The 24728-nt window shown below is 63.4% G+C and carries 18 protein-coding genes and 2 pseudogenes; 12 read left to right on the top strand and 8 right to left on the bottom strand.

Annotated features, from left to right (window positions below; all coding sequences use genetic code 11):
- The 3 genes and pseudogenes from ACLP4W_RS03275 to ACLP4W_RS03265 form a co-directional block, all read left to right on the top strand.
- Positions 1-210 (top strand): annotated as a pseudogene (locus tag ACLP4W_RS03275) (IS630 family transposase); the annotation flags it as partial.
- Positions 211-894: 684 nt separating this feature from the next.
- Positions 895-1233: pseudogene (locus ACLP4W_RS03270) on the top strand (toll/interleukin-1 receptor domain-containing protein); the annotation flags it as partial.
- Between the two features lie 1143 nt (positions 1234-2376).
- Positions 2377-3051 carry an LpqN/LpqT family lipoprotein gene (locus ACLP4W_RS03265; RefSeq protein ID WP_442384088.1) on the top strand — a complete coding sequence of 225 codons (675 nt, stop codon included), beginning with the start codon at positions 2377-2379 and terminating at the stop codon, positions 3049-3051.
- Positions 3052-3538: 487 nt separating this feature from the next.
- On the opposite strand, the gene ACLP4W_RS03260 is transcribed toward ACLP4W_RS03265, so the two are convergent.
- Entirely contained in the window at positions 3539-3685 is a 147-nt protein-coding gene (locus tag ACLP4W_RS03260; protein WP_442384086.1) for a hypothetical protein, read from the bottom strand.
- 361 nt (positions 3686-4046) lie between these two features.
- On the opposite strand from ACLP4W_RS03260, the gene ACLP4W_RS03255 reads away from it, so the two are divergent.
- Positions 4047-4460, top strand: a complete 414-nt coding sequence (locus tag ACLP4W_RS03255) for a WD40 repeat domain-containing protein (RefSeq protein WP_442384084.1) — start codon at positions 4047-4049, stop codon at positions 4458-4460.
- 239 nt (positions 4461-4699) lie between these two features.
- Here ACLP4W_RS03255 and ACLP4W_RS03250 read toward each other — a convergent pair whose 3' ends face one another.
- Both ACLP4W_RS03250 and ACLP4W_RS03245 read right to left on the bottom strand, forming a co-directional pair.
- Positions 4700-5497, bottom strand: a complete 798-nt coding sequence (locus ACLP4W_RS03250) for a DUF6209 family protein (protein ID WP_442384082.1) — start codon at positions 5495-5497, stop codon at positions 4700-4702.
- Positions 5498-5667: 170 nt separating this feature from the next.
- A complete protein-coding gene (locus ACLP4W_RS03245; RefSeq protein WP_442384080.1) occupies positions 5668-8442 on the bottom strand; it encodes a TIM-barrel domain-containing protein in 2775 nt (924 codons plus the stop codon).
- Between the two features lie 153 nt (positions 8443-8595).
- Here ACLP4W_RS03245 and ACLP4W_RS03240 point away from each other — a divergent pair, with 153 nt between their 5' ends.
- A complete protein-coding gene (locus ACLP4W_RS03240; RefSeq protein ID WP_442384078.1) occupies positions 8596-8910 on the top strand; it encodes a hypothetical protein in 315 nt (104 codons plus the stop codon).
- Positions 8911-9033: 123 nt separating this feature from the next.
- Here the strand turns inward: ACLP4W_RS03240 and ACLP4W_RS03235 are convergent, their stop codons facing one another.
- From ACLP4W_RS03235 to ACLP4W_RS03215, 5 genes are all read right to left on the bottom strand, one after another.
- Positions 9034-9867 carry a type 1 glutamine amidotransferase domain-containing protein gene (locus ACLP4W_RS03235; RefSeq protein WP_442384076.1) on the bottom strand — a complete coding sequence of 278 codons (834 nt, stop codon included), beginning with the start codon at positions 9865-9867 and terminating at the stop codon, positions 9034-9036.
- 106 nt (positions 9868-9973) lie between these two features.
- Complete coding sequence (locus tag ACLP4W_RS03230; protein WP_442384074.1) at positions 9974-12475, bottom strand: alpha-amylase family glycosyl hydrolase; 2502 nt, start codon at positions 12473-12475, stop codon at positions 9974-9976.
- Positions 12472-13167 (bottom strand): DJ-1/PfpI family protein, encoded by a 696-nt coding sequence (locus ACLP4W_RS03225; protein WP_442384072.1) that lies wholly within the window; start codon positions 13165-13167, stop codon positions 12472-12474. Before ACLP4W_RS03225 ends, ACLP4W_RS03230 begins: the two co-directional genes overlap by 4 nt.
- Positions 13168-13184: 17 nt before the next feature.
- Positions 13185-13391, bottom strand: a complete 207-nt coding sequence (locus ACLP4W_RS03220; RefSeq protein WP_442384070.1) for a hypothetical protein — start codon at positions 13389-13391, stop codon at positions 13185-13187.
- A 718-nt stretch (positions 13392-14109) separates the two neighbouring features.
- Positions 14110-16500: a hypothetical protein gene (locus ACLP4W_RS03215; RefSeq protein ID WP_442384068.1), complete on the bottom strand. Its 2391-nt coding sequence runs from the start codon at positions 16498-16500 to the stop codon at positions 14110-14112.
- A 566-nt stretch (positions 16501-17066) separates the two neighbouring features.
- On the opposite strand from ACLP4W_RS03215, the gene ACLP4W_RS03210 reads away from it, so the two are divergent.
- The 7 genes from ACLP4W_RS03210 (at position 17067) to ACLP4W_RS03180 (ending at position 24372) form a co-directional block, all read left to right on the top strand.
- A complete protein-coding gene (locus tag ACLP4W_RS03210; RefSeq protein WP_442384066.1) occupies positions 17067-19097 on the top strand; it encodes an AGE family epimerase/isomerase in 2031 nt (676 codons plus the stop codon).
- 28 nt (positions 19098-19125) lie between these two features.
- On the top strand, positions 19126-19317 hold the full coding sequence (locus ACLP4W_RS03205; RefSeq protein ID WP_442384064.1) for a hypothetical protein: 192 nt from the start codon (positions 19126-19128) through the stop codon (positions 19315-19317).
- A gap of 61 nt (positions 19318-19378) precedes the next feature.
- Positions 19379-21112 carry a thiamine pyrophosphate-binding protein gene (locus tag ACLP4W_RS03200; RefSeq protein WP_442384062.1) on the top strand — a complete coding sequence of 578 codons (1734 nt, stop codon included), beginning with the start codon at positions 19379-19381 and terminating at the stop codon, positions 21110-21112.
- 9 nt (positions 21113-21121) lie between these two features.
- Entirely contained in the window at positions 21122-21595 is a 474-nt protein-coding gene (locus ACLP4W_RS03195) for a hypothetical protein (RefSeq protein WP_442384060.1), read from the top strand.
- Between the two features lie 319 nt (positions 21596-21914).
- Positions 21915-22319 carry a nuclear transport factor 2 family protein gene (locus tag ACLP4W_RS03190; RefSeq protein ID WP_442384058.1) on the top strand — a complete coding sequence of 135 codons (405 nt, stop codon included), beginning with the start codon at positions 21915-21917 and terminating at the stop codon, positions 22317-22319.
- A 17-nt stretch (positions 22320-22336) separates the two neighbouring features.
- A complete protein-coding gene (locus tag ACLP4W_RS03185; protein ID WP_442384056.1) occupies positions 22337-23899 on the top strand; it encodes a GMC family oxidoreductase in 1563 nt (520 codons plus the stop codon).
- 35 nt (positions 23900-23934) lie between these two features.
- A complete protein-coding gene (locus ACLP4W_RS03180) occupies positions 23935-24372 on the top strand; it encodes a VOC family protein (protein WP_442384054.1) in 438 nt (145 codons plus the stop codon).
- The last annotated feature ends 356 nt before the right edge of the window (positions 24373-24728 follow it).

Here is a 24728-nt window from a genome sequence, read left to right as displayed (position 1 = left end):
CAGGTGGAGATCTACTTCTCGATACTGCAACGAAAAGCCATCAACCCCAACGACTTCGCCGACCTCGACCAACTCTCCGAACGCATCATCGGCTTTCAGGACCGCTACAACACCACCGCGACACCATTCGACTGGACCTACACCCGAGACGACCTCAACGCCTTCCTGAACCGCCTCGACCTAAACGACACCCACCCTCACGCCGCATGACCCCCGACGAACTAACGACCGTGACCACTAGCGCGACGTTCTCCGCTGAGAGGGCGCGTCAGAGGACAATCCGCGCAGCTGGACGGCCACACGGCAGAGGCAACGCAGCGCGAATACCGCACATTTCAAATAACTGCTCTTTGCCAGTCAATAACCCGGCGTTCTGGCCCGAAACAGGTTCCGCTTGAGCCGGTCGGCGGCCTGCAACCAGAGACTCTGCTGGTCCCAGGCCCATCTGAGCGAATCGGAGTTATCCCACCCCATGAAGCGGATGACTCGGCTGCGCCGGGCCCCGGGATGAAATTCCGGTGGTGTCAACGCCACATTCACGCCTCCGGTTTGCCCGGGCGGCCGTAAACGCCCTGACAAGAATCGAGAGTCGATTACTCTTTGGCGCGACTTGTTCAGTGCCACCATGGTGTCGCGGCATGCCATCGGCAGCGCCGCCCTTAAATAGCCTGCATACCTCCCGCTCGCGGTGACAGAGGTAGGCACTTCTAAATGCCAAAAGACCCGTCGACCAAAATCAAGTAGTCGATTACTCATCCACGCGGCCAGTTCAGCGTGCACGATTTATCTGTGTCCAGCCATTCCAGCCGCGACGGATCGCCTCGGGCGGGGTGACATCGCATTCGACGCGGATACATCCTTTGTCAGTAGGTACCAGAGTTCTCGGGAGGTGGCATGCGGCAACTGTTCATTTCCTATGCCCGCGAGAACAAGCCTGACGTCGAGGCGCTGGTCCGCGACCTGGATGCGCTGGGCTACCAGACCTGGGTGGATTCGTCGCTTCGGGGCGGCCAAACGTGGTGGCACGAGATTCTGCGGCGCATCGCCGACTCCGATGTGTTCGTGGCGATTGTCTCCAGCCACACATTGAGCTCGGTGGCGTGCAAGCGGGAGCTGGAATGGGCGTTGGCGCTGAACAAGCCGGTGCTACCGCTTGCGGTGGAGCGGCTTCCTGACGCTCTTCCCCGCACCCTCTCGATGCGCCAGATCATCGATTATTCGCGGTCAGGGAGAGAGGCGGCGTTCGCCCTGGCCGGTGCACTGGGAACCCTCCCACCGGCACCACCTGCACCTGAGCAGTTACCCGAACCCCCAGCCGCCCCGCTGTCGTACCTTTCCGATCTGGTGGAGCAGGTGGGTCAGCCTGAGCCGCTGACACACCAGCAGCAACATCAGATCCTGATCCAGTTGGAGCCCGCGCTGCACTCGGCGGACGCCGAGGAGCGTCGCGGCGGGCGCTACGTGCTGGCGATATTCAGCAGACGCGGCGACCTGTACGCCGACGTAGACCGCACCCTGGCCCAGAAGGACCTGGCCGACCACGACACAGAACCGCGCAGTGCACAGGGGGTGGCCGCCGACGTTCATGAGGAGCAGTCCTCGACTCCACCGGAGGCACCTGCCGAGGGGCGCGGGAACCTGCTGGCCGATCCCCAGTGGGCTGATGCACTGAGCGCCTTTTTCGCCGAACGCTGGACCGAAGCCGTAGAACGGTTCGAGACGCTGCAGGCCTCCTATCCGGGTGAGGGGCGGGTCGAGACAAGGCTGAAAGAGGCACGCCGACAACGAGACATCGACGTCTGGTCGAGCAAGGCCGAGGCTTCCGCCGCTGAGCGTGACTGGGACATCGTGGTGACCGCGTTGGAAAATCTGACCGCGCTCGACCCGGCCTACCCCGACGTCGGTGCTCGGCTTGAACAGGCACGCATGGCCCAGCGACGGAAAGCACTGGTGGACGAAATGACGGCCCTGCATCAGGCCGGGCGATGGAATGCCGTCGTGGCCGCCGCGCGGGAGCTGGCTCGAATCGACCCGGACAACTCCGACCCGGGTGGGATCGTCTCCGACGCGCAGGCCAAGATTCGCGAAGCCGAACCCGCCGACCGGTATGCGCAGGCACTCAACTACCTAGACCAAGAACAGTGGCAGCAAGCCGCCGACCTGCTAGCTGCGATCGAGCAAGAGCAGCCGGGCTACCGCGACGCCGACGCGCTGCTCAAGACAGCCCAACAGAAACTACGCGAGACAGCAGAAGTTACGCAACGAGCTACCCCACCACCACGGCCACTACCCCAGACGACGACCCCAGCCGCCCCGAGAACCACTACACAGCCGGTTCCAGTGGCCGTCCAAAGACGCTGGCAAACCAGCCGCTGGATTGTCGCCGCCATTGTGGTCGGCGTGGTCCTCGTTGGCGGCCTGACCATCTTGGCCGTAGTTCAAAGCTCGAAGTCGTCGAACACGTCGACATCGACCTCGACATCAACGTCCACGGCAACCACTTCGGCTCCCTCGATGTTCGCTCAGACGTCGGGTCCCAACGAGACGATCGCCGACTACATCAAGAAAAACAACATCCAGGAGACGACGATCACCCACGGCACACCGGGCGCGCCGACGATCGACCTCCCAGTTCCCGAGGGCTGGATACGGATTCCCGAAGGCGCCGACGCCCCGTATGGCGGGATCGTCTTTAACACGCCGACCAATCCCAAAGACCCGCCCAAGATCATCACGATCGTCGAGAAGTTGACGGGCAATGTCGATACGGACAAGCTGCTGGCCGTCGCACCCGGTGAGGTCAAGAACTTGCCAGGCTATAACGGCGGCGACGGTCAAAAGAGCACACTGAGTGGCTATCCCGGATACCTGATCGCCGGCTCGTACACCAAGAACGGCGTGACGCGAATGGTTGCCCAGAAGACAGTGGTCATCCAAAACAAGGATGGCATCTACGTACTGCGGCTCAATGCCGAGGGCCCGCAGGCCGACGCCGACGCGTTGATGCGTGTGACCGACGTGATCGACCAGAAGACCACGATCACGCCTTGATACTCGGAAGAATGTCCCCGCCCGCCTGTCGGGCGCGACCGCACAGAATAGGGAAACATTATGAGCAGCCCACACCACCGCAAGCCGGGCCGAGACCCACACACGAGCACACCACAAGATTCCACGCCCCTGGTAGCGAGCGCTCCCCCGGATGAGGCCAACCGGATCTTCGCCGCCGGAGGAATCCCCGGCACCAACCGGCCACTGGCCGACCCGACGCCGCGCTTTGGGGCGGGCCCCAGGCGCATTGGCGTTCCACCGCCGGCGGCGGCCGCGCCCGAGCCGCCCCCCGCCGACCACGAGCTCGGTCCGGGTCAGGCACTGCCGTCCCCGCCGTGGTACCGGCGCCGCCCCGGCATTCTCATTGCGGCTGCGTTTGCTGCGTTAATCGCTGAGGTCGGAATTATCGTGTCGGGGCCGGGCGAGACGGGCACCGCGCCTGGCGGCACAACCGGGACGAGCACCCCGTGGTCGGCGAGCTTCTCGCTCATTGCGACCTGGTGGCCGACACCGGAACCGACGGCACCCCCAGCGGCGGCACCACCAGCGGCGGAACCCCCAGCGGCGGCACCCCCAGCGGCGGCACCCCACACGGCGCCACCCCCAGTGGCGGAACCGCCGCCTCCTCCGCCATCGGAGCTGGTGGTAAGGGACGACGGCGCGGGGACAACCATTGTGTCGATTACCAATAACGCAAACAAGCCTGCGGTGAATTGCGTGTTTAGGACCAATGCGGTGGCGGGTCCCGCCACCGCAATTGGGTTTTCGCAGGTCAACAATTTCACCGTAACCGGCTCAGAGGAGACGAGGATCCCCCCCCAAGGACCCGCGACAGGCTCGACCTTCCACGACACCGTGACGTGCGACAACGGCCTGTCGACCAGTCACGACGGGATATACTGAGTGATGTCTTCGCACCTGCTCGACACCAAACAGCTAAGGCGGGCAACGTTATCCCGCTGCGGGGTTAGGTGGGTGTGTGCGCCAGGTCCGTAATGACCACGTCGTGGACGCTGGCAATGGGTCGAGACGATTTCGCCCGAACCGCACTTGTTTATGCGCCGATGCCTGACCTCAGCGACGGCGAGGTGCGGCTACAGGTGGACCGGGTTGGGCTGAGCGCCAATAATGTCACCTACGCCGTCCTCGGCACCGGCCAGCCGATTGGCGCCCCCATCACCGGCCACACCGGCGCGGTGACGGGTGTGGCGTTCAGCCCCGACGGGCACCGCCTCGCCTCCGCCAACAACGACCAGACGGTGCGGCTGTGGCCGGCGGACGCGTCGCCGGAGATGCTGTGCGCCAAACTGACCGCGAACATGAGCCATCAGCAGTGGCGCGACTGGGTGTCGCCCCACATCGACTACATCACGCTCTGCCCGGGACTGCCAATCCCGGCCGATGCTTGAAACTAAACGATCCTTCTAAGCTAAGACGAGTGGCACAGAGCCACCTGACCGTCGGCGTCGTGGGTGGCGACACTCTCCGAAGCTGAACACTGCGGATTCGTCTTGCCGCCGGCGTCGAATGCTTCTGCGCGACCATGAATAAAGAGGCACTCAGAGGCTGCAGGCGACCCGGCCTCAACACGGCGACCGCCCCGGGTTAGATATGGCAATTTGTATTGCTTACAGGCACCGCCCGATGCTCAGCTCCATGCTGCTGCCGCCTCGAGCAGGGCCGGAGGCGGCGGGGGGATGCTGTGGGGTTCGGGCTCCGGGGCAAGGTAAAAGGCGCCCGTGTTGTCGTCCACCAAGCGCCGCCCGCCGATCCAGTAGCACACCTTGAAACGTGTAATAGCGCCGTGCGGGACGTCGATAGCGGCAGCACAAAGGATCCCTCGCTCTTGCGCGGCAACCTCGCCCACTCGCTGTAATCGTGCCTCGTGCTTGATGCATGCAGCATCCCCGATCAGAGAGAACTGAACTGTTGCCTCTTCGACCGCTTGTGTCGTGCTGACGGTCAGATCGAAGCGATCGCCAGGCTCGTCCGGCTGCCGTGTCACCGTCGCTCGTACCACGGCAACCTCCCGGCAGGGGAAGCCGAACCCGTAGTTGGCGCCGTAGTCGCTGTCGTAGCGGATCATGCCCGATGCGGTCGTGTAAGAGAACCAGACCGTGAGGCACCCGGCGTCCTCGGGCAACGTAACCTGCGCCGAGAGCATCGAACCTTGCCCAGTCAACTTTACGGCGGGACACGAAACGATTCCGCCTGGCGAGCGAAGCGGCACGTCGATCGGTGCCTCACCTTCGCGGAATCGGATGTGGGCCATCACCGGCCGCTCGGGATCGCCGAAGCGGTAAGGCTCCGCCGCCGGCACAATGCGGATCGGATCATAGCGCAGCAGAAGCGGGCCACCCGGGCGCAGGTCGCCGCCAACGAGCTCGTGGAAGTCGCAAGTAAAGGTGATTTCCGCCGGCTTGCCCGCATGCAGTCTCCGTCTCATGGCTCCCTCTATAGAAGGCGAGTTGTCATTGCGAACCCGCGAAGCGGGCGTCCAATCGAGAAAGACCGCTTCGCTACGCTCGCCCTGACGGGTTTTCCGACGTTGTCCTCATGGCGATGAACACCCGCCCGACTGCTTGCCCAGGCTAATGGCCATCGGCGACACCAAGATTACGCCCCGGACAACACAGTGACGTTCGCATCCGAGGTGCGGTCGAACACCTTCACCACGATCGATGCCAGCCTTTCATCCCACAGGTAGGCGTCTTCCGGTGCGTCATCGAGCGCTTTGACGGACGTGACGGCGATCAGCCCCGTGCCGCCGCCGACGGTCACCGACTTCGGCGCCGCCGACCCGAGCAGTCGAAGGCAATAGAACGGTTCGGGTGGCGTGTAGCCATCGTGAAGGCGCTGCACGCGAATGCTCGTGCCGCCTGCCACGGCGCGCCTGCTGATCCGGGTCGTACGAAAGGCGTCCTCTGTCGCGGCGCGAGTGCTGATTCCGTCGTCCTGATAGAGAAGATGATCGCCATCCGGGCCGGGGTAGAAGTGGATGTCGAGCGGGTTGTGCGGGAGCTCTCCCACGTATTGTTCGAGACGCGATCGCATGGGCACGATCGCGCCTTCGCGCACGTAAATGGGGACCTCGTCGAGGGCGGATTCGACGCCACGGAGGAGCTGCCCGCCCGGAATCGGCGGATCGAGCTTTGCTTGTCCGTCCCGGAAGACGAACCAGCCGTTGCCGGCCGGGAGGTAAACATCTCGCACAGCGGGCGCGCCGTCCGGACCCGCCGGGAAGAGGATCGGCGCCACCAGGATGTCCTTGCCGGCGAAGAACTGGTCGTCGAGGTGCTGGTAGATCTCCGGGTCCTCTGGATCATCGAGGAACAACGCGCGCGCGATCGGCAAGCCCGTCCTCACCCATTCGTACATTGCGTCGTAGTAAAGCTGGAGCATGCGGTAGCGCAGCTCGATGAACCTGCGGCAGATGCCCGCCACCGGTTCGCCGTAGGCGTACACCTCCTGGTATTCCTTGTCATAGCCGAGATAGTGGTTGCGGAACCAGGGCAGGAACGAGCCGAGTTGCATCCAGCGGACGAACAGCTCTGGATCGGTGACGCCGCCGATCATCCTGCCGTCGCGCACGACCGCAGGCGCCGTCGTACCGTCGGGTATCGGGCCTGTCGCGAACCCGCCGATGTCCGATCCGGAGATCGGCACGCCTGAGAGGCCGAGGTTGAGTGCCTGCGTGAGGCTGATCCTGAGGAAGTCCCAGCTGGATGCGTTGTCTCCCGTCCATAGCGCGGCGTAGCGCTGGAGGCCGGCGTACCCGCCGCGGGCGAGGATGAATGGGCGCGTCTCCGGCCTGAGGGTGGTGATGCCCGCGTGGGTCGCCTTCAGCAGGAACATCGGGTAGGCGTTGTGGCACACGGCGTGCGGCACGTAGTCGCGGCCGTCATGAATCATCAGGTTGAGCGGCAGAGTGCCCTCCGGCGTGTCCCCCGACACGGCCGCGGCGGGACACATCATGTCCTGCCAGATCATGTCGATGCCAAGGTCCTGGATCAGATGGGCGTATTGCCGGCCCCAGACTGCCTGCACCTCGGGGCGGCCGAGATCGGGGTAGTTGATTCCGGCGCCGAGCGGCGTCACACCGTCGCGATTGGGCGCCAGCGGCGGGTAAAGGTAGGGATTGACGCCACGATTGGCGCCATAGGAAACGTTGGTTGCGAACAACCCCACGCCCGGCTCCCGCCCGGCCCGGACGTCGTACAGCAGGCCCCCCAACTCCAGGAGTTCCTGGCGATGCGGAAAAGGCGTCATCTCGCCCCGCTCGTCGAGCGGGTTGTGGGTCAGCAGCGGGGTGACGATGGTCGAGCACTTGAAGCCGTTGGCGTGCAGGTCTGCGATCATCTCCGCCGCGCGCGGGAACTTCATCTCGCTATGCGTGAAAACGCGATAGTTGTTCTGCAGGTCGATGTCGATGTGCAGGCCGTCGATCGGAATGCGCGCTTCACGATAGGCGCGGGCAACGCTCTCGACGCGGCCACGATCGTAGTAACCGTAACAGCCCTGATGGAAGCCGAAGGCGTACTTGGGCGGCATCGGGCTCCGCCCAGTCAAGCTCGTGAACTGATACAGGATGTCCGGGACGCCGTCGCCCAGGAACAGGTAGTAGTCCAGCTCACCGAACAAGGCGCCAAAGGCGTACCTGCCGCGCATGTCGGTATAGCTGTCGTTGCCGATGTTGAAGAACGATTGCGAAAGATTGTCGAAGAACAGCCCGTAGCAGTACGGCTTGCCGGCGTAGTCGCCGACCGGCGAGCGATTGATCTCGATCAGCAGCGGGATCGACGCGTAGAGCGGCTCCGCCGGATTGAGCGCGCCGCCCTCGCTGCCGGACGGCATCGGCGCACGGGCGTAAACGAAGTTGTCGAAATTGAAGTTGGTCATGCTGCTGCCGTTCTTCAGCAGTCGCGCCCCAGCCTTCTCGCCGAACCCGCAGTAGATCGCGTTCTCAGGAAGGATCTTGATGTTGGCGACGCCGTGCTCGCCGGGACGATACACGAGATTGCGGCCCGGCTGGTCGGCACAGACGAGCTGCGCGTCCCGGTAGACCCTCATCCCGTAGGGTTGCAGATCGACCTCGATCCGCATCGCGCCGGTATCGACGGCGAGCCGCTGCGATGTACTTTCGGCGACACGTACATCGACCGGGCCGAGGTCGCGGTCGATTACCGCTGGCGATGTCTCATTCGCGTAATCCGCGTCCGCCCGCGGGCTGAATCGCACGCGAAGGCAGGTCGCCGAGAGGACGGAGAGCCGGATGGCGAGGGCCTCGTCCCGCAGTCTCAGGAGAAAATCACTGCTCTCCTCGCTCACCGACGAAATCGGACCAACGGGAACCCACGGATCCGCATCGGGCGCGAACGCATCGACCGTCACAAAGGATATATCCATCGCCGCTCCCCCTTTTGCCCCTCGTTCAGATCGCGACTATTGCACCGGACGGTTCGACGAATTACACCTTCCCCATCCGGATTGTCAGCCAAGCGCCGCGCTGCTCCATTGCCTCCGCGCACTCAGCGTCGTCCCGTCATGCCCAAACGCGTTACCGACCGCTCCGCTCCGGCCAGCACGCTGCGCAGCATCCACACCGCCTTCTCGTCAACCTCCATTCTCCGGCTGCGCAGATCGGCTGCCGGCTCGTCATTCGCGGCATCTGCAATCGGGAATACCTCGCGCGCGATACAAACCACGGCCTCCTGTGTTGGCGAGCAGGAGCAGCTTCCTGCACACCATCGCATATTCGATCTCGCCAAACTTGTTGATCTCGTTGAGCAGGCCCCTCCTCAGGGCTGCCAGGGTTTCGAAGATGCGGGTAATGCCGTCAGCGTTCAGCTGTTCACGTAATTTGCGGTGGCCATGGCGCAACCTTTCTGGTGACAGTGGCCCCGCTATTTCCGTGGATTACACCGGTGATGTGGTGCCCGCTTGTGCTGCCGGGCCGCGACTTCGGGGGCGCCGCGGCTGGATTCACCATCCATAACGCCGCAATCCCTTCTCCAGCACTTGAATGATCAGCTCCCCGACGAGTTGGGAGTCTTGGGTGGACCGGCCGGTGAGGAACGGGTAGTCGAGGATGGTCGAAAGGGTGTGCCCTACCCCGCCGTGGTATTGGCCGTCCGGGCCCACCGCGTCGCGCAGGATGTATTCCAGGGGGTAGAACGGCGGACCGAAGTTGACCGCGGCCACCGCAGGGTAGCCGAACCCGGTGCCGTCTTTGTAGTCGTATTCGCGGGCGTGGCCGGTCACGTGTTTTCCGGCGATGATGCTCTTGCGATCGGTCCAGTCGCGGGCGAAGGCCAGGCAGGTCACGCAATAGCATTCGGCTGCAATAAGTTTGCCTTTGGCCAGAAAACCAAGGATGACATCATGGAGGCGCTCGTTGTTGACCATGTCGACCATTGGGCCGCTGCCGCCGACCAGCAGCAGTGCGTCGTATTTGTCGAGCTCCTCCCAGCAGGCGTTGCGTTTGGTGTGGTAGTCCTCCAAGCCGTGGCCGAACCCCGCGCTGTTGAAATACGGCATCTGTGGGAACCAGGTGGACAGGTTGATCGGCTTGTCGAGCAGGTTGGATTCCTGGATCTCGCGGGTGCGTTGCGCGAAGTGTTCGCTGGTGACCACCTTGTCCAGCGGCGGATCCAGGAAGCCGGCCTGCATGCTGGCCGACAGCGCGAGTGGTTTCTGGCCGGTCGGGGTCATGAAGTCAATCTGGTAGCCGTGGTCGGTGAGCACGTCGTGGGGGCCGACGAGCTCCTCGCCCCAGTAACCCCATTCGGATGCACAGCACAGAATTGTCTTGGTCATTGCCGGTTCTCCTTTTGCTTTATCTCTTACCGTTGGACCGGTGGTGCGCGGCGCTGCGCTGCGACACCGGGTGGCGTGTTGGCACCGGCGGTGGGTACCTGGCTTGTCAGAGGCGCCGGAACACGACGAATCCCGCGCGGGGCAGCACCGCGGTCAACCGTCCGGAGCTGGATGGCAGGTCGGCCCCGCCGTTGCCGTCGTTCCAGCCTCCGTAGGCTGTGGCGTCGCTGTTGAACATTTCACGCCACACGCCGTCGGCGACTCCGTCGATGGCGTAGCCGGACAAAAACGGCTGGTTGTTCAGGCTGGCCATCACCAGCACGTGATCTGGGCCGTAGTTTCGGGTGAACGCCAGTACCCGGTTGCCGTCGTGGGTGTGCAGAATGTCGATGGTTCCTGAGCGCAGCGCGGGCACGGTGCGCCGTAGCGTGATGAGCCCACGGAAGAAGGTGAACAGGTGGTGCCCGTCGCCGGCGGCCGCGCCCTGGAAATCCATGCGGTGCCAGAGGAAGTCGTTGTAGCGGTAGAGCTCGGTGTCGCCGCACTCCTCCCCCATGAAGAACATCGGGGTGCCGGCCGACAGCAGCGCCATTCCCGCCGAGAACCGGGTGCGGGCTTCGCCGTAGCGGCGGGTGTCGCCCACCAGGGGTGCATAGCCGACGGCGACCGAAGGGGTGCGCCCGGAATGGTGGCCGTTCCAGGCGGAGTTGCCGGCCTCGTCATGGGACTCCGGGTACACCACGGTCGAATAGTTTGTCTGCGCCAGCTTGCCGGCGAAAACACCCATCGCCAGCGCGCGGTCATCGCCGATCGCGGCGGTGGACAGCAGGTTGGCGCAGTCGAGTCCGTGGCCGGTGTCGCCGGAAAGGTTGTGGTAGAAGTCGGCGTACCAAATGGCGTCGAAACCCAGGCCACCCAGATCGGTGGGCGCCGTGACGCCCTCCCAGCTGGAGTAGTCCTCGGCGATGAAAAACACGTGCGGCTTGACCAGGCGAAGTGTGCGGGTCAGTTCGCGAAGGAATTTCGCGCCGCACGCGTTGGCGGCGTCGACCTGGCGGCCGTCGGCATGCAGTGCGTTGTAGGAGTGGATCGAGGTGGTCTGGTCCACGCGGAAGCCGTCCACGTGGAACTCCAGCGCCTGAGCCACCGCGGCGGAGATGAACATCTGCCGGACGCGTTGTTCGCTGAAACGGGGCGCCCAGCCGCTGGAATCGTTGTCGAGGTACCCGCCGGTGGGTTCGGGGTAGTCCGCGGGCGAACCCTGATACCAGTAGTAGATGTTGCGCTCGGGATCGTCGGAGTCGTAGGCCCACTCGGCGCGCTCCCCGTCAGGGTTGTAGTGGTTGTAAACGACGTCGAGGATGACCGCGATGCCGCGTCGGTGGCATTCGCGGACAAAGTGTTTGAATTCGTCGCGGCCGCCGCCGCTGAATTCGATGGCGAAGTAGTGCGAGGTGCCGTACCCCCACGTCGCCCAGCCCTCGAACTGCGACATCGGCATCAGCTCCACGGCGTTGACACCGAGGTCAACCAGATAGTCCAGCATCCCGATGGCGTCGGCGAGGTCGCCGGGCACGGGTGTGCCGTCGGGTTCGGTCTTGCCCGCGCCGAGGCCGCCGATGTGCATCTCGTAGATGACGAGGTCCTCGAGGCGGGTGGGAACAGGTCGTTGCGGGTCGAACTCGTGGTTCCAAAAGTCTTGCTCGGCGGCCCATTCGGTCTCGGGCCAGTCGGTGTTGCGGAAGTGAGCGGTCACCCATTGCGGGTCGACCACCACCGAGCAGCTGACACTGCCGTCGAGGTCCTCACGCCGCCCCGAGAAGGATTGACCTTGGGCCAGGTTGGCCGGATTAACGGTGCCGCGCCCGATTTGGCAGCGGGAGTACAGGTCCGTGCGGTAGGCGACGCGGCCGTCATCCTTGACGACGCGGAACATGTAGGGGCGGTGGTCGAAGCCGAGGAAGCTATTCAGCTGCGGATCGGTCAGGTCGGTTTCCCACACCCCGTCGCCGGCGGGCCGCATAGCGATGGGCTGCCCGATAACCCCAGTGCCGTCGTCGGTGATGTAGCCGACCGCGGGGTCGCCGAAGATGACCGAAACCTGTTGTGCGTTGGGCGCCCACACCGCGAATTGGATTCGTTGGGCGCCGTCGGGGGTCCAGCGCGGGTTGGCGCCTAGCTGTCGGCTGGTGGAAAGCCAATAGTGCTGTTCGATCGGGTCGGGGGCCAGTGTGAGGGTGCGCTGCCGGGCGGCGGAGTCTGGGTCGGGGACTTCGGTGGGGATGGCCCACAGGTCGCGACCGGAGCCGCTGTCTGCGATGACGCCCCAGGAATACTCGGCGCCGACCTGGGTGTCGGGGAATTCGATGGTGGCCGTGTACGTGGGGCAGCCCTCAATACTCGTGTATTGCTGCATCGGTGTGGTCGTCCACGCCGTGCTGGGTAGTCCGCTGTCGTCCCAGCTTCCGCACAGCCGCACATTGCTGAACAGGTCTTGCGCGATGCCGGTGTGGTAAATGAACTGGACGGCAACGGTGTTCGGCGACGCGGCGGCGTGCCTGCGTTGGACCTCGATGTCCGGAACGGTCGGTGCGGCGGAAAGCGTCATTGCGTTACTCCTGCTGGTGTGGACACGGCGGCCTGCTGCTTTTGGACGATGATGTTCCTGATTTTCTCGACGAGGCGTTCGGTGGCGTGCCAGCCGGTGTTGGTGACGAGATCGTCGTCCACCAAAACTTGCTCGGGTTGCGGGGTGCCGGGCTCGAACGGAACGTATTCGGCTCCGGCGTTGAGGACATCGGCCAGCACCACGGTGTTGCAGACCACTCGACGCCCGCGCAGCACTTCCGGTGTGGGGGTGAGCAGCCACAGTGCGTGGCACGGCGCCCCTTTGACGATGCGGCGGTCGAGCATCGCCTCGCAGAAGAAGCGTACCGCTGGGGCGTTGCGCGCCAGTTCGTGCGGATCGACCCCCGGCGGCGGGTCTGAGACGGAGCGCAGCCGGACCGTGGCGTAGTTCGCCACGGCGATAATGGCCGCATAGTCGCTGGGCTTGACGTCATCGACCTCGATGCCGACCTCCAGCCACTGGAGTTCATCAACCACCCCAGGTTCCACGGTGGAATAGAACCGCTGTCTAGGCTGCCCCCACAGGTGTGACACGAAATCCACCGTGGCGCCGTAACTTTGGAAGCGCTGCCGGTAGATTTCGAGCTCTTGGGGGATGAACTGGCTTTCCACGATGACGGCGACCCGTTTGCCGGCCAGTGGTTGCTGTGGGGCGGGCTGGTTCTGGTTCATCACGGCTACTCCTGGGGTTAGTGGACGGCGAATTCGACGACCAGGTCCACGGATTCGTCGTCGGTGTTAGGTTCGAGGTCCTCGAGCCGGACCTGGAAATCGTCGACGCTATTGGGTTTGAGCTGTTCGGTGCGGTCGATGCCGTTGACCCGCACCGCCTTGATTGCCACCCCGTCGACGACGCCGATGCTCGTTCCTCGGTGCAGTCTCGCGCCTTCGACCAATCGCGCACCCAGATCCCGCGCTCCGGTCTTAACAGCCTGACTAGCCTTACGAGGCGGAAGGCTGGTTTCCATGGGTGGCCTCTGCTGTGTTCGATCGCCAATTGGTCGACGGCGTCAATGCTGCCAGTTAGCGCGGCACCAAACATGAGTAACGCACTACCTGCCTTTAAATCAGCCTCGATTATGTCGCCGCGCGCGCCGTGAACCCCCGAATGCTCAACAGCCCCGCCTAACTGGCGGTGGTCACAGGTTCTTGCCGAGTGCCGCTCTGCATCGAGGCCAGCTTGTTCGATCCATGGGGGCAGGAAGCGCGCGGTCTCCGCTTTGCGTTCGAGGGCTTCGAGGCCCCGCACGTCGAGCTAACCGCCCATCGATAAACGGTGAACGGATGTTACTTCTCGCAGCGGTGCAGAGCAAGGTTCGCTGGCCACCATGGGTGTGTCACCAAGCCGGCCAACCTTTGGGCCCCGCTGAACGGACACACCGATCGGGTGAAGAGTATGGCGTTCAGCCGCGGCGGGCGCCGCCTCGCGGGCGCCAGCGACGACTACACGGTGCCACGATGGTCGGCGCAAGCCCCGCCCCGCCCGGACCTGTGTAACAAGCTGAGCACCAACACGAGCCACAAACAGTGGCGCGACTGGGTCACCCGAGACATCGGTTATCAAACCGTGTGCCCTGGGGCTGCCCGTCCCACCCGACATCGGATAGAAACGCCCTACAACCTCCTCATCGCGTTGGAGCCCGATACCGAAACTCGGCCTTCGCGCCCCTTGGCGCGACCACTCTTGTAGCGACGTTGAAATTTGTCATTCGGAATCAACCATTGTTGCCCGCTCTCGCCCTGCACCACCCAGTCCCCCTCCTTGGCGGCGTACGCCCCTGCGTCAGGGGTTTCAATAACTTCGCCCGGACGCGCTTGCCTCGCCCACACGGTTGTTGTGCGTATCCAGTACTTCCCGTCGACACGCGAATAGCACGATCGGAACAAGTCGTTGGCCAGCGGCCAGCTCTCATTGTCGGCGGTGCGCACTTCCCAACTGCCCTTACCGGCCCGGATGGTGCTGCCGCGGGGCGACGTCCACTTCCACGGCATCCACTGCCGTTTGGCGGTGACCTGTTCGATCCGGTGATACGGCTGCCACAACGGCATAGATCGGTAACCAAGCTCCCGCAGCTCGATCAAAGTTTTTGCAAGGCTTCTCAGCGCCGGTTGCCACAGAGTCTCATCGTCGATGGTTTGTTCCCAACTAACGAGTTTTTCGTGTTTCTTGTTCGCATAATCGCGCTTGGGCCCTCGTGTCCATCCGTGCCGCTGGTGGAAATCGCTCCAATCTTCAAATTCAGCCCGGGCCATTTCCCAGACGGCCTCCTCGGTGAAGCCCAACGTGTCGAACAGCTCTAAGAGCTGCTCGAGGCTCGCGCTCTCCGGCACCTCCGGCACCGGCACGGGATCCCGCGGGGCGCCCAAGGTGTTCCAGGTGTGGCCTGCATTCTGTTCGACGATCCGAAGAGCGTTTTGCACCTGACGAAGATTGGACTGCTTGTAAAAGTCCTCGAGCTCTGCCCACGGCTTCCGCGGCGGCTGCTCACGATCGGATCCGGCGCAGTATCGCTCGTGGATCCGCATCGCCGCACGTTCCCAATTGGTGTGGCCCTGGCCGTCGGGTAGCTCCATTCCGACGCGGTAGTTATAGAGGTGACCGACGATCGGTACGATGTCTGCGCCGGCGCGGGCCTTCGGGTCCCAGCCATAGATCGGCATGGTGGGGAAGCGCGCGGCGACGCGTGTCGCGGTCATCGGATCGATGCGAGTGCCCGGTGCCGGATCAACAAGGATCACTGCAGTACTGCGCTTATCAACACTGGGTTCGATCAAGCTACAAAGCGCCGGCTCCGAGACAACTTCTCCGACCACGTCGATCGGTACCGGGCTGATGCCGAATCGGCGCTCTTGGCGAAAGTCGTGATCTCGCTTGTATTGCTCAGCGTCCGGTCCGACTAGTGTCAGGGAAGGCAGTCGGGATTCGCCCTCCACCGGTTGGAAGTCGCGCTCGATCTGTCGCCGGGCGAGGTAATCGCACAGTGCCAGCGTCAGCGGAGAGCACCCGCCGACGATAAGTCTCCTAACCGTCTTTGTCTCGACGATCTGCTCGAGGAGCCGCCGGGCAGTTACTTCATACATTCCGACAGCGTCCGCTGCCCATCGCGTGCCGGTGCAACCGCCGAACTGCTCGGCCAGCCACGCGTCAGCCAGCCACGGGTCGTCGATACGGACGATCAGCGGGATGCGTTGCTTCGCGTCTACCGTGGCTAGTCGCTCACTGATCATTTGTAGCCTCGATAGATTCGCCGACGGATCAGGAGATAACAAGTAGACGCGCTCAACATGCCGCCAGAGCCGGTGTGTCCCTACGTCTTCCGAGCGATCGAAATCGGCGCGAAGCACCCGCAATCCGTAGTTGCGAGCCTCGTGAACGCACGGGCGGTCTGTACTGTCGGTTATCAGCACCACGGTGCGATCCGGCTCGTGTTCCCGCGCGAGAGCGCGAACCATCGACACAGCGTCGTCGTCGATGTCCACAACAACAGTCACTGATTTCGCAAGCCAGGCTCGTAGCCGGTCAGACTGTGCGCGGAATATCGCAGCGGCAACTCCGAGCAAGCTGACGAAGATCGCGGCCAGGATCGTGAGGCGGGCGACCTCTACCGCGACCGGCGGTGGCGTCGGACACACTCTTCCCTCCAGCCCTCCCTCCAGCGAACGGTCGTCACCCTTGATCAGGGATACGGTCCACATAAGTGGGGTGAAGAAGGTCGGATGCTCTTTGTCGTTGCAGCTCCAGTACGAACTGAAGCCGAGAACAAAGCTTGTGGCAGTAAGCCCCACGACGATGACCACGGGAACGGTCGGTGATGTGCGGTCGCGTCGCGAGATATAACTGAGGATGCAAACAACTGCCAATATCGCGGTCACGATCGCGATGGTTTGCCACGAGGCCTGCCGCCCGAACCCCGCCAATGCCGCACTCGGATGAAGCGCAAGCAAGACAAGATAGCCGACCAGCACAACCGCCAGGGCCAGCAGCGTGTACAGGACGATACGCATTGGCGTGCCTCGCATAGAAGCCCCTTCGGCGCCGGAGGTGTGCAATGCAGATCCTTTCACCGAGCCGCCGGTCCTGGAGGGCAAATAGGCGGGACGGCCTGCGAAGAGGCTTACGCTTGGGCGAACGGGTCTGCGGGCATGCGGCCGAGGACAGCACCCTGCAAGGGCGGTCGGGATCGTCGCTGCCGACACAGGCGCCTACCAGCTTCGGACCCCACTTACCAAAGGCGGCAAGTAAGCCCGCTCCGGGCTGATGAACTGCGTGCCCTGCCTTCAGGTTGTCGACCTTCAGCTCTGATAGGTAGCCTATTTTATTCGAGACCAGGTAGGTGCGAGACGCTTGCACCATGTGAGACCTGTACATATACTCCCTCTCGACGGGAAGAGGTTTTCGCAGAATTCGGTCTCACCGCGTGATTGCTAGATGTAAAACAACGCCAGCCTGTAAAGACGCATTGTCGAATGGGTAAGGGCGCTTGATTATAGCTTTTCGTCTGCACCCGATCCGTGATCAGGTTTTGTCATGAGAGGGAATATTCGTGCCCCTGAATAGTTACAATCAGACGTTGACTGTCGCTGGTAGCATCGTCTCCGTCGACCCCGGCGGGCCGTCGTTTTCGTTTAAGGCGCGAAGCGGGGACACCTTCGAGGCGATTGTCGGGCCCGAGACTAATTACCAGGTGCTGTCGAATCTCGACGGCGTGGACCGCGACACGGTGCCCGACCAGGAGCGCGCCCCCGGCGACGATGACATTGTTTACAAACTGCGTAAGTATGCCGTTTCTGGTCGGCCGGTGTTCGTGAGCGGCGTCTATCAGGAGAATGGCGGCGGCCAGCGCTACGAGGCCCGGGACGTGCACCTGCTTCATTCGGATTCAGAGCGGTACCTGTTCGAGGAAACGCATTGGTGGCCTTCGCAGGTGACGCAGATGGCCGACCGTATCCTGGACCACCTATTCGACGCCAAGCGCAGCTACAGCATCGATGATTTCGCCAAATTCTATCGGACGACCCTTAACATTCTCGGTCAGGCGACGGACGACACGATTCAGGAATGCGCCGTCCTTTCGCGACTGCTCTACGACTTGTCGTCCGCGTATCTGCTGACCGGCGCCGAGCGCTACCTGATGGCGGCCCGCGCCGCCGGGAATTACCTGCGTGAGGCGTTTCGCAGCCTCAGCCACGACGGCCACTACTGCTTCTGGTCTTACGGTCGCCGGCGCAACGTGCAGGGCGAGCGGGGCGAGTTCCTGCTATTCGCCTCGCAGGGCCCGGACGATGTCGGAACCATCCCGCTTTACGAGCAAATCTACGCACTTGCCGGTCTTACCCAGTTATACCGCGTCACCCTGGACTGGGAGTTGCTGGAGGACATCCAGCGCACCATCAACACCTTCCAAAGTTTTTTCTGGGATTCGCCGTCGGCGACGGAAAAGGGTTTTGCTGGAAAAGGCGGTTATTACTCACACCTGGATCCGGCGACAATGAGGCCCGACAAGGTCTTGGCGGAGGAGAACCGCTCGAAAAAGAACTGGAATTCGGTGGGTGATCACATCCCGGCCTATCTGGTCAACCTCATTCTTACGCTCGACCCCCTGCCACAAGGGGAGGTCCGGCGGATCCTCGCGCCGCTGCTCGAGGTCTGCCATAGCATCCTCGAGGAGACCTCCTCGCTGATCTGCGAAAAGTTCCCCGACCCCGATTCGGATTTCGTGTTCGAGCGCTTTCACGCGGACTGGACACCCGACCTGACGTACCGCTGGCAGCAGAACCGGGCGGTAGTGGGTCACAATCTGAAAATCGCCTGGAACCTCACCCGTTGCGCCCACTACTTCCAGACTCGCGCCAAACGACTGCAAGACGAAGGCAAGACCCAGCAAGCGGAGGGGTACGTCAAGCGCTCCGACCGTTGCCTCGAGGTTGCGAAGCGACTCGCCGATCGCATGGGCGAGGTCGGCCTCGACAAAATCCGCGGCGGCATCTTCGACTGCGTCGAGCGGCATCCGAACGGCGGCATGCCGACGCAATTCGCCTGGGGCGCCACCAAGGATTTCTGGCAGCAGGAGCAGGGCATCCTCGCGTATCTGATCCTCTACGGGGTGACCGAGAATCCGCACTATCTGCGTCTGGCGCGGGAATCCTCGGCCTTCTGGAATCTGTTTTTCCTCGATCGGGAACGCCAGGGCTACTTTTTCCGGACGACTGAGAATGGCCTGCCGATCCTCGAAGGACAGTACGAGATGAAGAGCAGCCACTCGATCGGGTATCACGTCTTCGAACTGGCCTACCTCTCGCACATCTACACGCGCAGCTACGTCGCGGCAGGCGGTGGCTCCGATAACACCTTCAGCCTCTTTTTCAAGATCAACACCATCAAGCAGCAGAAGTCGATCAACGTGCTGCCCGATTTCATGCCACCGGGCCGCGTGAAGATTACGCGCGTCCGTGCAAATGGGGTGGACATGACCGAGGAGCTGGATCCGGCCAACCTGGCCGAGTACCAGATTCCGACGGACGGGATGCCACCCAACCCCGTGGACGCGACCATCGAACTTGTAGTCGAATTTCAAACAAATCCAGTGCAAGCGCAGGCATAGACGAAACCTATTCAAACGAGAGCCTGATATGGCCGACAGATCACTTGCTGGCAAGAAGACCTGCGCCGGAGCATCATCTTGGGCGACGCGACCGGGCCCCGACGGCGGATATCACGGCAACTTCAGCCATCCCACAAGCGTCATCATCGATTATCCATTCATCACCAGCAGCTCGACGCCGGACAGCGTCCTGACCGGCCAAAAGATGTGGGGGTGGTAGCCGGGCTTACACGCCTAACCCAGCTCTGGCTCAACGAGACACCCGATGAGGGGCAAACGCGATGGCGACGACGACGGGGCACCGTAAGCTGCTCGAACAGCTGCGGGCCGACGGTATGACCACCATGTTCGGCAACCCCGGCAGCAGCGAAGAGGGATTGCTCGACGAGATCTCTCGCTTTCCCGCGATCCGATACATTGTGGGTCTGCAGGAAGCGGCGCTGGTGTTGATGGCCAGCGGCTATGCCCAGGCGACGCAGAAACCGACCGCGGTGCAGCTGCATTGCAGCGTCGGCCTCGGCAATGCCATCGGCAGTCTCTATCAAGCCTTCCGTATGCAGCGCGCGCCGCTGGTGGTCATCGCCGGCGAGGCGGGCATGGCCGCCGACGCGCTCGATGCCCATATGGCGCTGGACCTGGTCGCCCTCGCGCGGCCGGTGACCAAGTACGCCGCGCGGGTGACTCACCCCGGCAGCCTGCTGCGCCTGTTGCGCCGATGCGTCAAGATGGCGGCGACACCGCCCTTCGGCCCGGTTTTTCTCTCCGTCCCGCAGGACATTCTCGATCAGCCCAACGAGGAGCCGGTGCTGCCGACGGTCGTTCCTGAGACTCGTGTGACACCGGAGCCGGCGCTGATCGCGCGCGCTGCGGAATTGCTGGCGGATGCCCAGAATCCCGTGATCATCATGGGGGATGGTATAGCGCACTCGCAGGCGCAGGGCGAGCTCGCGCGATTGGCCGAAGTGCTCGGCGCCGATGTGTGGGGCGCGATGGCGTCGGAGCTCAATATCCCCTGGACGCATCCGCTCTACCGTGGCTCGACCGGGCATATGTTCGGGCAGGTGAGCCGCCAGACAGTCGCACAAGCCGACGCGGTGGTGATCTGCGGCACGTATGTGTTTCCCGACGTTTTCCCGGTGCTTGAAAACCCGTTCCATCCGGATGCCAAGGTTATTCACATCGATCTTGACGCCTACGCAATCGCCAAGAACCATCCGGTCACGCTCGGGCTCGTCAGCGACCCGAAGCTGACCCTGCGCCTCTTGGCCGACGCGGTCACAGACCGGCTGTCGCAGGCGCAACAGCAGGCGGCGCGCGATCGCGCCGAGCGTTCGGCACGGGAAAAGCAACAGCAGCGTGCCGGCGATCTGGAACGAGACCGCGCCAATCGTATGGCGGTTCCTTTGCACATGTCGGCGTTCGCCGAAGAGCTGGCCAAGCAACTGCCGCAGGGCGCCATCGTCTATGACGAGTCCATCACGTATTCGACGGAGTTGATGCGGTGGGTGCCCCCGACGACCTCGGGAGGGTTTTTCGAGACGCCGGGCGGGACGCTCGGAGTGGGCATTCCGGGAGCCGTGGGCGTCAAGTTGGCGGATCCCGATCGCACGGTTGTCGGCTTCACCGGCGACGGTGGAGCGATGTTCACCTATCAAGCGCTGTGGACGGCGGCGCACTATCGGATCGGAGCCAAGTTCGTCGTGTGTCACAACGCGAGCTACCGCATTCTGAAGGAGAACATCGTCACCTATTGGAGTGATCGCGGACTGCAACCGGACGAAGCCAGTTTTCCGCCGTCGTTCGATGTTCGTGAACCTGATCTGGATTTCGTATCGTTGGCGCGGGGGCTGGGCGTGCCGGGTTGTCGGGTAAGCCAGCCGGCGCAGATTGCCGGGGCGATCACCACGATGCTCGAACACGAAGGGCCGTACCTGATCGAGCTCGTGCTGGCGAGAGATGTATCGCGGACGCCGGCATATCCGCGGGTCGTAGCCGGCCATTCCACGAAAGATTAGGAAATCGCTATGGCAAGCGAACGAGCCGGCGAGGGGCCGCTAAGGCGCGACGAGATCGAGGCGTTTGCGGCGGATTGGTACCGCAAACTCGATGAGCACGTTCCGGCTGCCGACATCATGCCGCTGGTCCTCGATCAGGGACTGGAGTTCGTCGTCCCGGAGGCCACCCTGCGCAGCCGCCGGGAGTTCGGCGACTGGTACGCCGGCGGGGACGATCACCCGGGCGTGATCAATCTGTTTTTCGACGAGGTGCACACGCTCAGCCTGGTGGAACCGAAGTTGGAGGGACCGGATGCGGAGGTCAAGGTGGTCGTGAACTGGCAGGGCCGGCGCTGGACAGCGCCCGCCCCCCGCAGCGAGTGGTTCGGGTTCGACGCCTACCAGACATGGAGAATGATTCGGTCGCCGGAAACCGGGAGGCCGGTGATCGCGCGATATGTGGTGGACGAGTTACGGCCGATGCCGGGCTCGCCGCCGCTTTGACTGCTAACGTAACGACGGTAAGGCAACCGCATCCGGGTCCACGTATACGTCGGGAGAATCGGCAATGTCGAACGGAGATGCTGGCCAAACGAATCTGGCTCTGGTGCAATGCATCTGCGGCCGATGCGTTCTGAAGGCGAGTAATCAACATCAACGATCGCGTGCCGATCTTCGAGGATCCCGCCGACGTGTTTTCACAGGTCTACGGCGTGCCGCTGCGAGGGCCGAGGGGACCGGGCACGTCACCGAGTTCAGGCGCGGCGCGCACACCTAGACCCGGCCTGAGACGCAATCCTGATCGCCAAAGGAGTAAAGACGCATGACCGTTCGGGACGTCATCGACCGCTATTACGACTGCGGCAATCGTGGCGATTGGGAGCAGTGGCTCACGCTGTTCAGCGACGATGTGGTGGGCGACGAGCAACTCGCCGGCCATTTCGACGGCATTGGCGTGCTACGCGGCGCGATCGACGGGATCCGTAGCGGCTACCGCGTGTTTCAGATGCACCCGCAGCACATCGTCGTTGACGGCGACGCTGCCGTCGTCGTCTGGCGTTTCGAGGGGCAGAACTCGCATGGCGTGCCAATCGCCTATCCGGGCGACGCGAACCGGGAGGTCATCGGCGCCAACTATTTTCAGATACAGAACGGTCGGATTGTCTACATGCGAACGATTCACGACAGCCTGCCGTTCCAGCCGTTCCTCGATCAGAGGCAGCCGTAATCGGCAACGAGGAGAACATGGCCAATTACGATTACATCGTCGTCGGCGCTGGTTCGGCCGGCTCCGCCGTCGCCGCGCGGCTCAGCGAAGATGCCGGCATCCACGTGGCCGTGCTGGAAGCAGGTAGTCGCCAGGTGCCGCCGAGGGTCGCGGAAGACATCGCCATCCCGTGGCATTGGGGCCTCGTTCAGAACACGCCGGTCGATTGGGGCTACCGCAGTGTGCCGCAGCCTCATTGCTGCGGCCGGCGATTTCCCGAGCCGCGCGGCCGGATGCCCGGCGGGAGCAGTAACTTGTACATCCTCATGCACATCCGCGGGCACCGCAGCGACTACGACAACTGGGCCTACAACGGCTGCCCGGGTTGGTCTTTCGACGACGTGCTGCGCTATTTTCAGAAGCTCGAGGATCAGGAGGACGACACCAATCCGCTGGCGGGCAAGGGCGGTCCGCTGCGGGTCGCGAGCGTCGAACGACACGATCCGAGCCCGGTCTCGCAAGCCTTTATCGATGCCTGCGTGGAACTGGGGTTTCAGAGCACCGAGGACTTCAACGGTCCGCGGATGGAGGGTGCTGGATGGCACCACGTCAACATCAAGGACGGCAAGCGGCACAGCGACGAGGTCGCCTACCTCTATCCGGCGCTGGACAGGGAGCAGCCCAAGCCGCAGCACGAACGGACCTTGGAGCTGATCGACGGCGCGCAGGTGACCCGGCTGCTGTTCAACGGCCGCCGCTGCACCGGCGTCGAGTACGTCCGCAATGGCAGCACCGAGACCGCCACCGCCACCCGTGAGGTGATCGTCTGTGCCGGGGCGATCGACTCGCCGAAGTTGCTGCTGCTGTCTGGCATCGGAGCGAGCGACTCGCTGGAAGCGCTCGGCATTCCGGCGCTGGTGGACCTGCCGGGCGTGGGCGAGAACTTTCACAATCATGTGCTGATCCCCGTGATCTGCGTCGCCAAGCAGCCGATCCCGCGCCCGCACAACAATATGTCGGAAGCGGCGCTGTTCTACCGCTCGACACCCGGCTGGCCCGGGCCGGACATGCAGATGGCATTCGTGCACGGCGACCCGCTGCAGGTCAGAGACGAACCGCCGCCGGACGTTATGGTGATGCTGCCGGGCGTGGTTCGGCCGCTCTCGCGCGGCCGGGTGCGGCTCGCGAGCGCCGACCCGCTGGCGAAGCCGCTGATCGATCCCAACTATTTGGCGGTCGAAGCGGATCACCGCCGCCTGACCGAGGGCGTGCGCCTGGCACGGCGGATCTACGCCACCCGCGCCTTCGCGGACTGGGTGCAGGCGGAGGTGCTACCCGGGCCAAACGTATCCGATGCCCAGCTGGGCGACGACGTCCGCAACCGCGCCGAGTCGTACCATCACCAGGCGGGATCCTGCCGCATGGGTTTGGATGCGCTCGCCGTCGTCGATCCCGAGCTGCGGGTGCACGGCATCGAGGGACTACGTGTAGCTGATGCCAGCGTGATGCCGGCCGTGCCTTCGGGCAATTGTCACGCCGGCGTCGTCATGATCGCCGAGAAGTGCGCCGATCTGGTCAAGGCCGCTCGCGCGCGGGCCTGACGTTGCAAGCCGAAGATGGCAGAGGAGAACACCACATGCCGGATCCCAGCCTCAACCACATCTCCCTGACCTGCGACGATCCGATCGCCGTAGAACGGTTCTACACCAAGCACTTCGGATTCCGCCGTGCGCGCGTGGTGGACATGGGCCAAGGCGCGCAGATCGTCTTTTTGCGCGGCGCCGGAACAGTGCTCGAGCTGTTCCGCGCCGATGAGCCGAAACCGGTTGCGCAGGCCACAGGAGACGGCTATCACTGGTCGGGCGTGCGCAATATCTCATTCGAGGTAGACGACGTGGACCGCAAGATCGCGGAGATGGGATCGGATGCGGTCGTCACCTTCGGGCCGCTGGGCTTCGATGAGTTCATTCCCGGGTGGCGCTCGGCATGGCTGCGCGATCCGACCGGCAACATCATCCAGATCACCAAGGGCTATACCGACCAAGAGAACCCGCCGCCGCTGCCGCCGGGATGATCGACCGCCGGTTGGCATCTCGGTTGACGGAACGTACCGAGAGGGTACGCCGATGGCATTGATCCCCTGAACTTCGAGTTCTTAACCGGACTGCGCAGGCCGCTTCTGATCGGCGCGCGGTTGATCGGCGGCTGGAACGCGCAGGGTCTCGCATCGGAGCAGTGGTCGTTCATAAAGATGCAGTCGTCCGACGGGCATCCGCAGCTATGGCGCCCGTGCTGGGCCCCAGGCTGATCAGAAAACGTAGACTTTGGCCTCGTTTCCGCCTGTGCACGTGACCAGCTTGCGGTCGAGCACGCAGGTCATGTCATAGACCTGACTGGTTTTCGGGCTTGGCACCCCAACCAGCACGAAGA

The sequence above is a fragment of the Mycobacterium sp. genome (assembly GCF_052145595.1).
Lineage (GTDB): Bacteria > Actinomycetota > Actinomycetes > Mycobacteriales > Mycobacteriaceae > Mycobacterium.
This window is presented reverse-complemented; position numbering and strand designations above follow the sequence as displayed.

Bases quoted from the DNA above. Each gene is read 5' to 3' on its own strand.
- ACLP4W_RS03205 (WP_442384064.1), top strand. From the start codon at position 19,126: ATGGCCGACAGATCACTTGCTGGCAAGAAGACCTGCGCCGGAGCATCA.
- ACLP4W_RS03225 (WP_442384072.1), bottom strand. From the start codon at position 13,167: ATGAACCAGAACCAGCCCGCCCCACAGCAACCACTGGCCGGCAAACGG.
- ACLP4W_RS03240 (WP_442384078.1), top strand. From the start codon at position 8,596: ATGCCCAAACGCGTTACCGACCGCTCCGCTCCGGCCAGCACGCTGCGC.
- ACLP4W_RS03190 (WP_442384058.1), top strand. From the start codon at position 21,915: ATGACCGTTCGGGACGTCATCGACCGCTATTACGACTGCGGCAATCGT.
- ACLP4W_RS03255 (WP_442384084.1), top strand. From the start codon at position 4,047: ATGACCACGTCGTGGACGCTGGCAATGGGTCGAGACGATTTCGCCCGA.
- ACLP4W_RS03250 (WP_442384082.1), bottom strand. From the start codon at position 5,497: ATGAGACGGAGACTGCATGCGGGCAAGCCGGCGGAAATCACCTTTACT.
- ACLP4W_RS03260 (WP_442384086.1), bottom strand. From the start codon at position 3,685: ATGGCGGAGGAGGCGGCGGTTCCGCCACTGGGGGTGGCGCCGTGTGGG.
- ACLP4W_RS03235 (WP_442384076.1), bottom strand. From the start codon at position 9,867: ATGACCAAGACAATTCTGTGCTGTGCATCCGAATGGGGTTACTGGGGC.
- ACLP4W_RS03200 (WP_442384062.1), top strand. From the start codon at position 19,379: ATGGCGACGACGACGGGGCACCGTAAGCTGCTCGAACAGCTGCGGGCC.
- ACLP4W_RS03230 (WP_442384074.1), bottom strand. From the start codon at position 12,475: ATGACGCTTTCCGCCGCACCGACCGTTCCGGACATCGAGGTCCAACGC.
- ACLP4W_RS03180 (WP_442384054.1), top strand. From the start codon at position 23,935: ATGCCGGATCCCAGCCTCAACCACATCTCCCTGACCTGCGACGATCCG.
- ACLP4W_RS03195 (WP_442384060.1), top strand. From the start codon at position 21,122: ATGGCAAGCGAACGAGCCGGCGAGGGGCCGCTAAGGCGCGACGAGATC.
- ACLP4W_RS03215 (WP_442384068.1), bottom strand. From the start codon at position 16,500: ATGCGTATCGTCCTGTACACGCTGCTGGCCCTGGCGGTTGTGCTGGTC.
- ACLP4W_RS03185 (WP_442384056.1), top strand. From the start codon at position 22,337: ATGGCCAATTACGATTACATCGTCGTCGGCGCTGGTTCGGCCGGCTCC.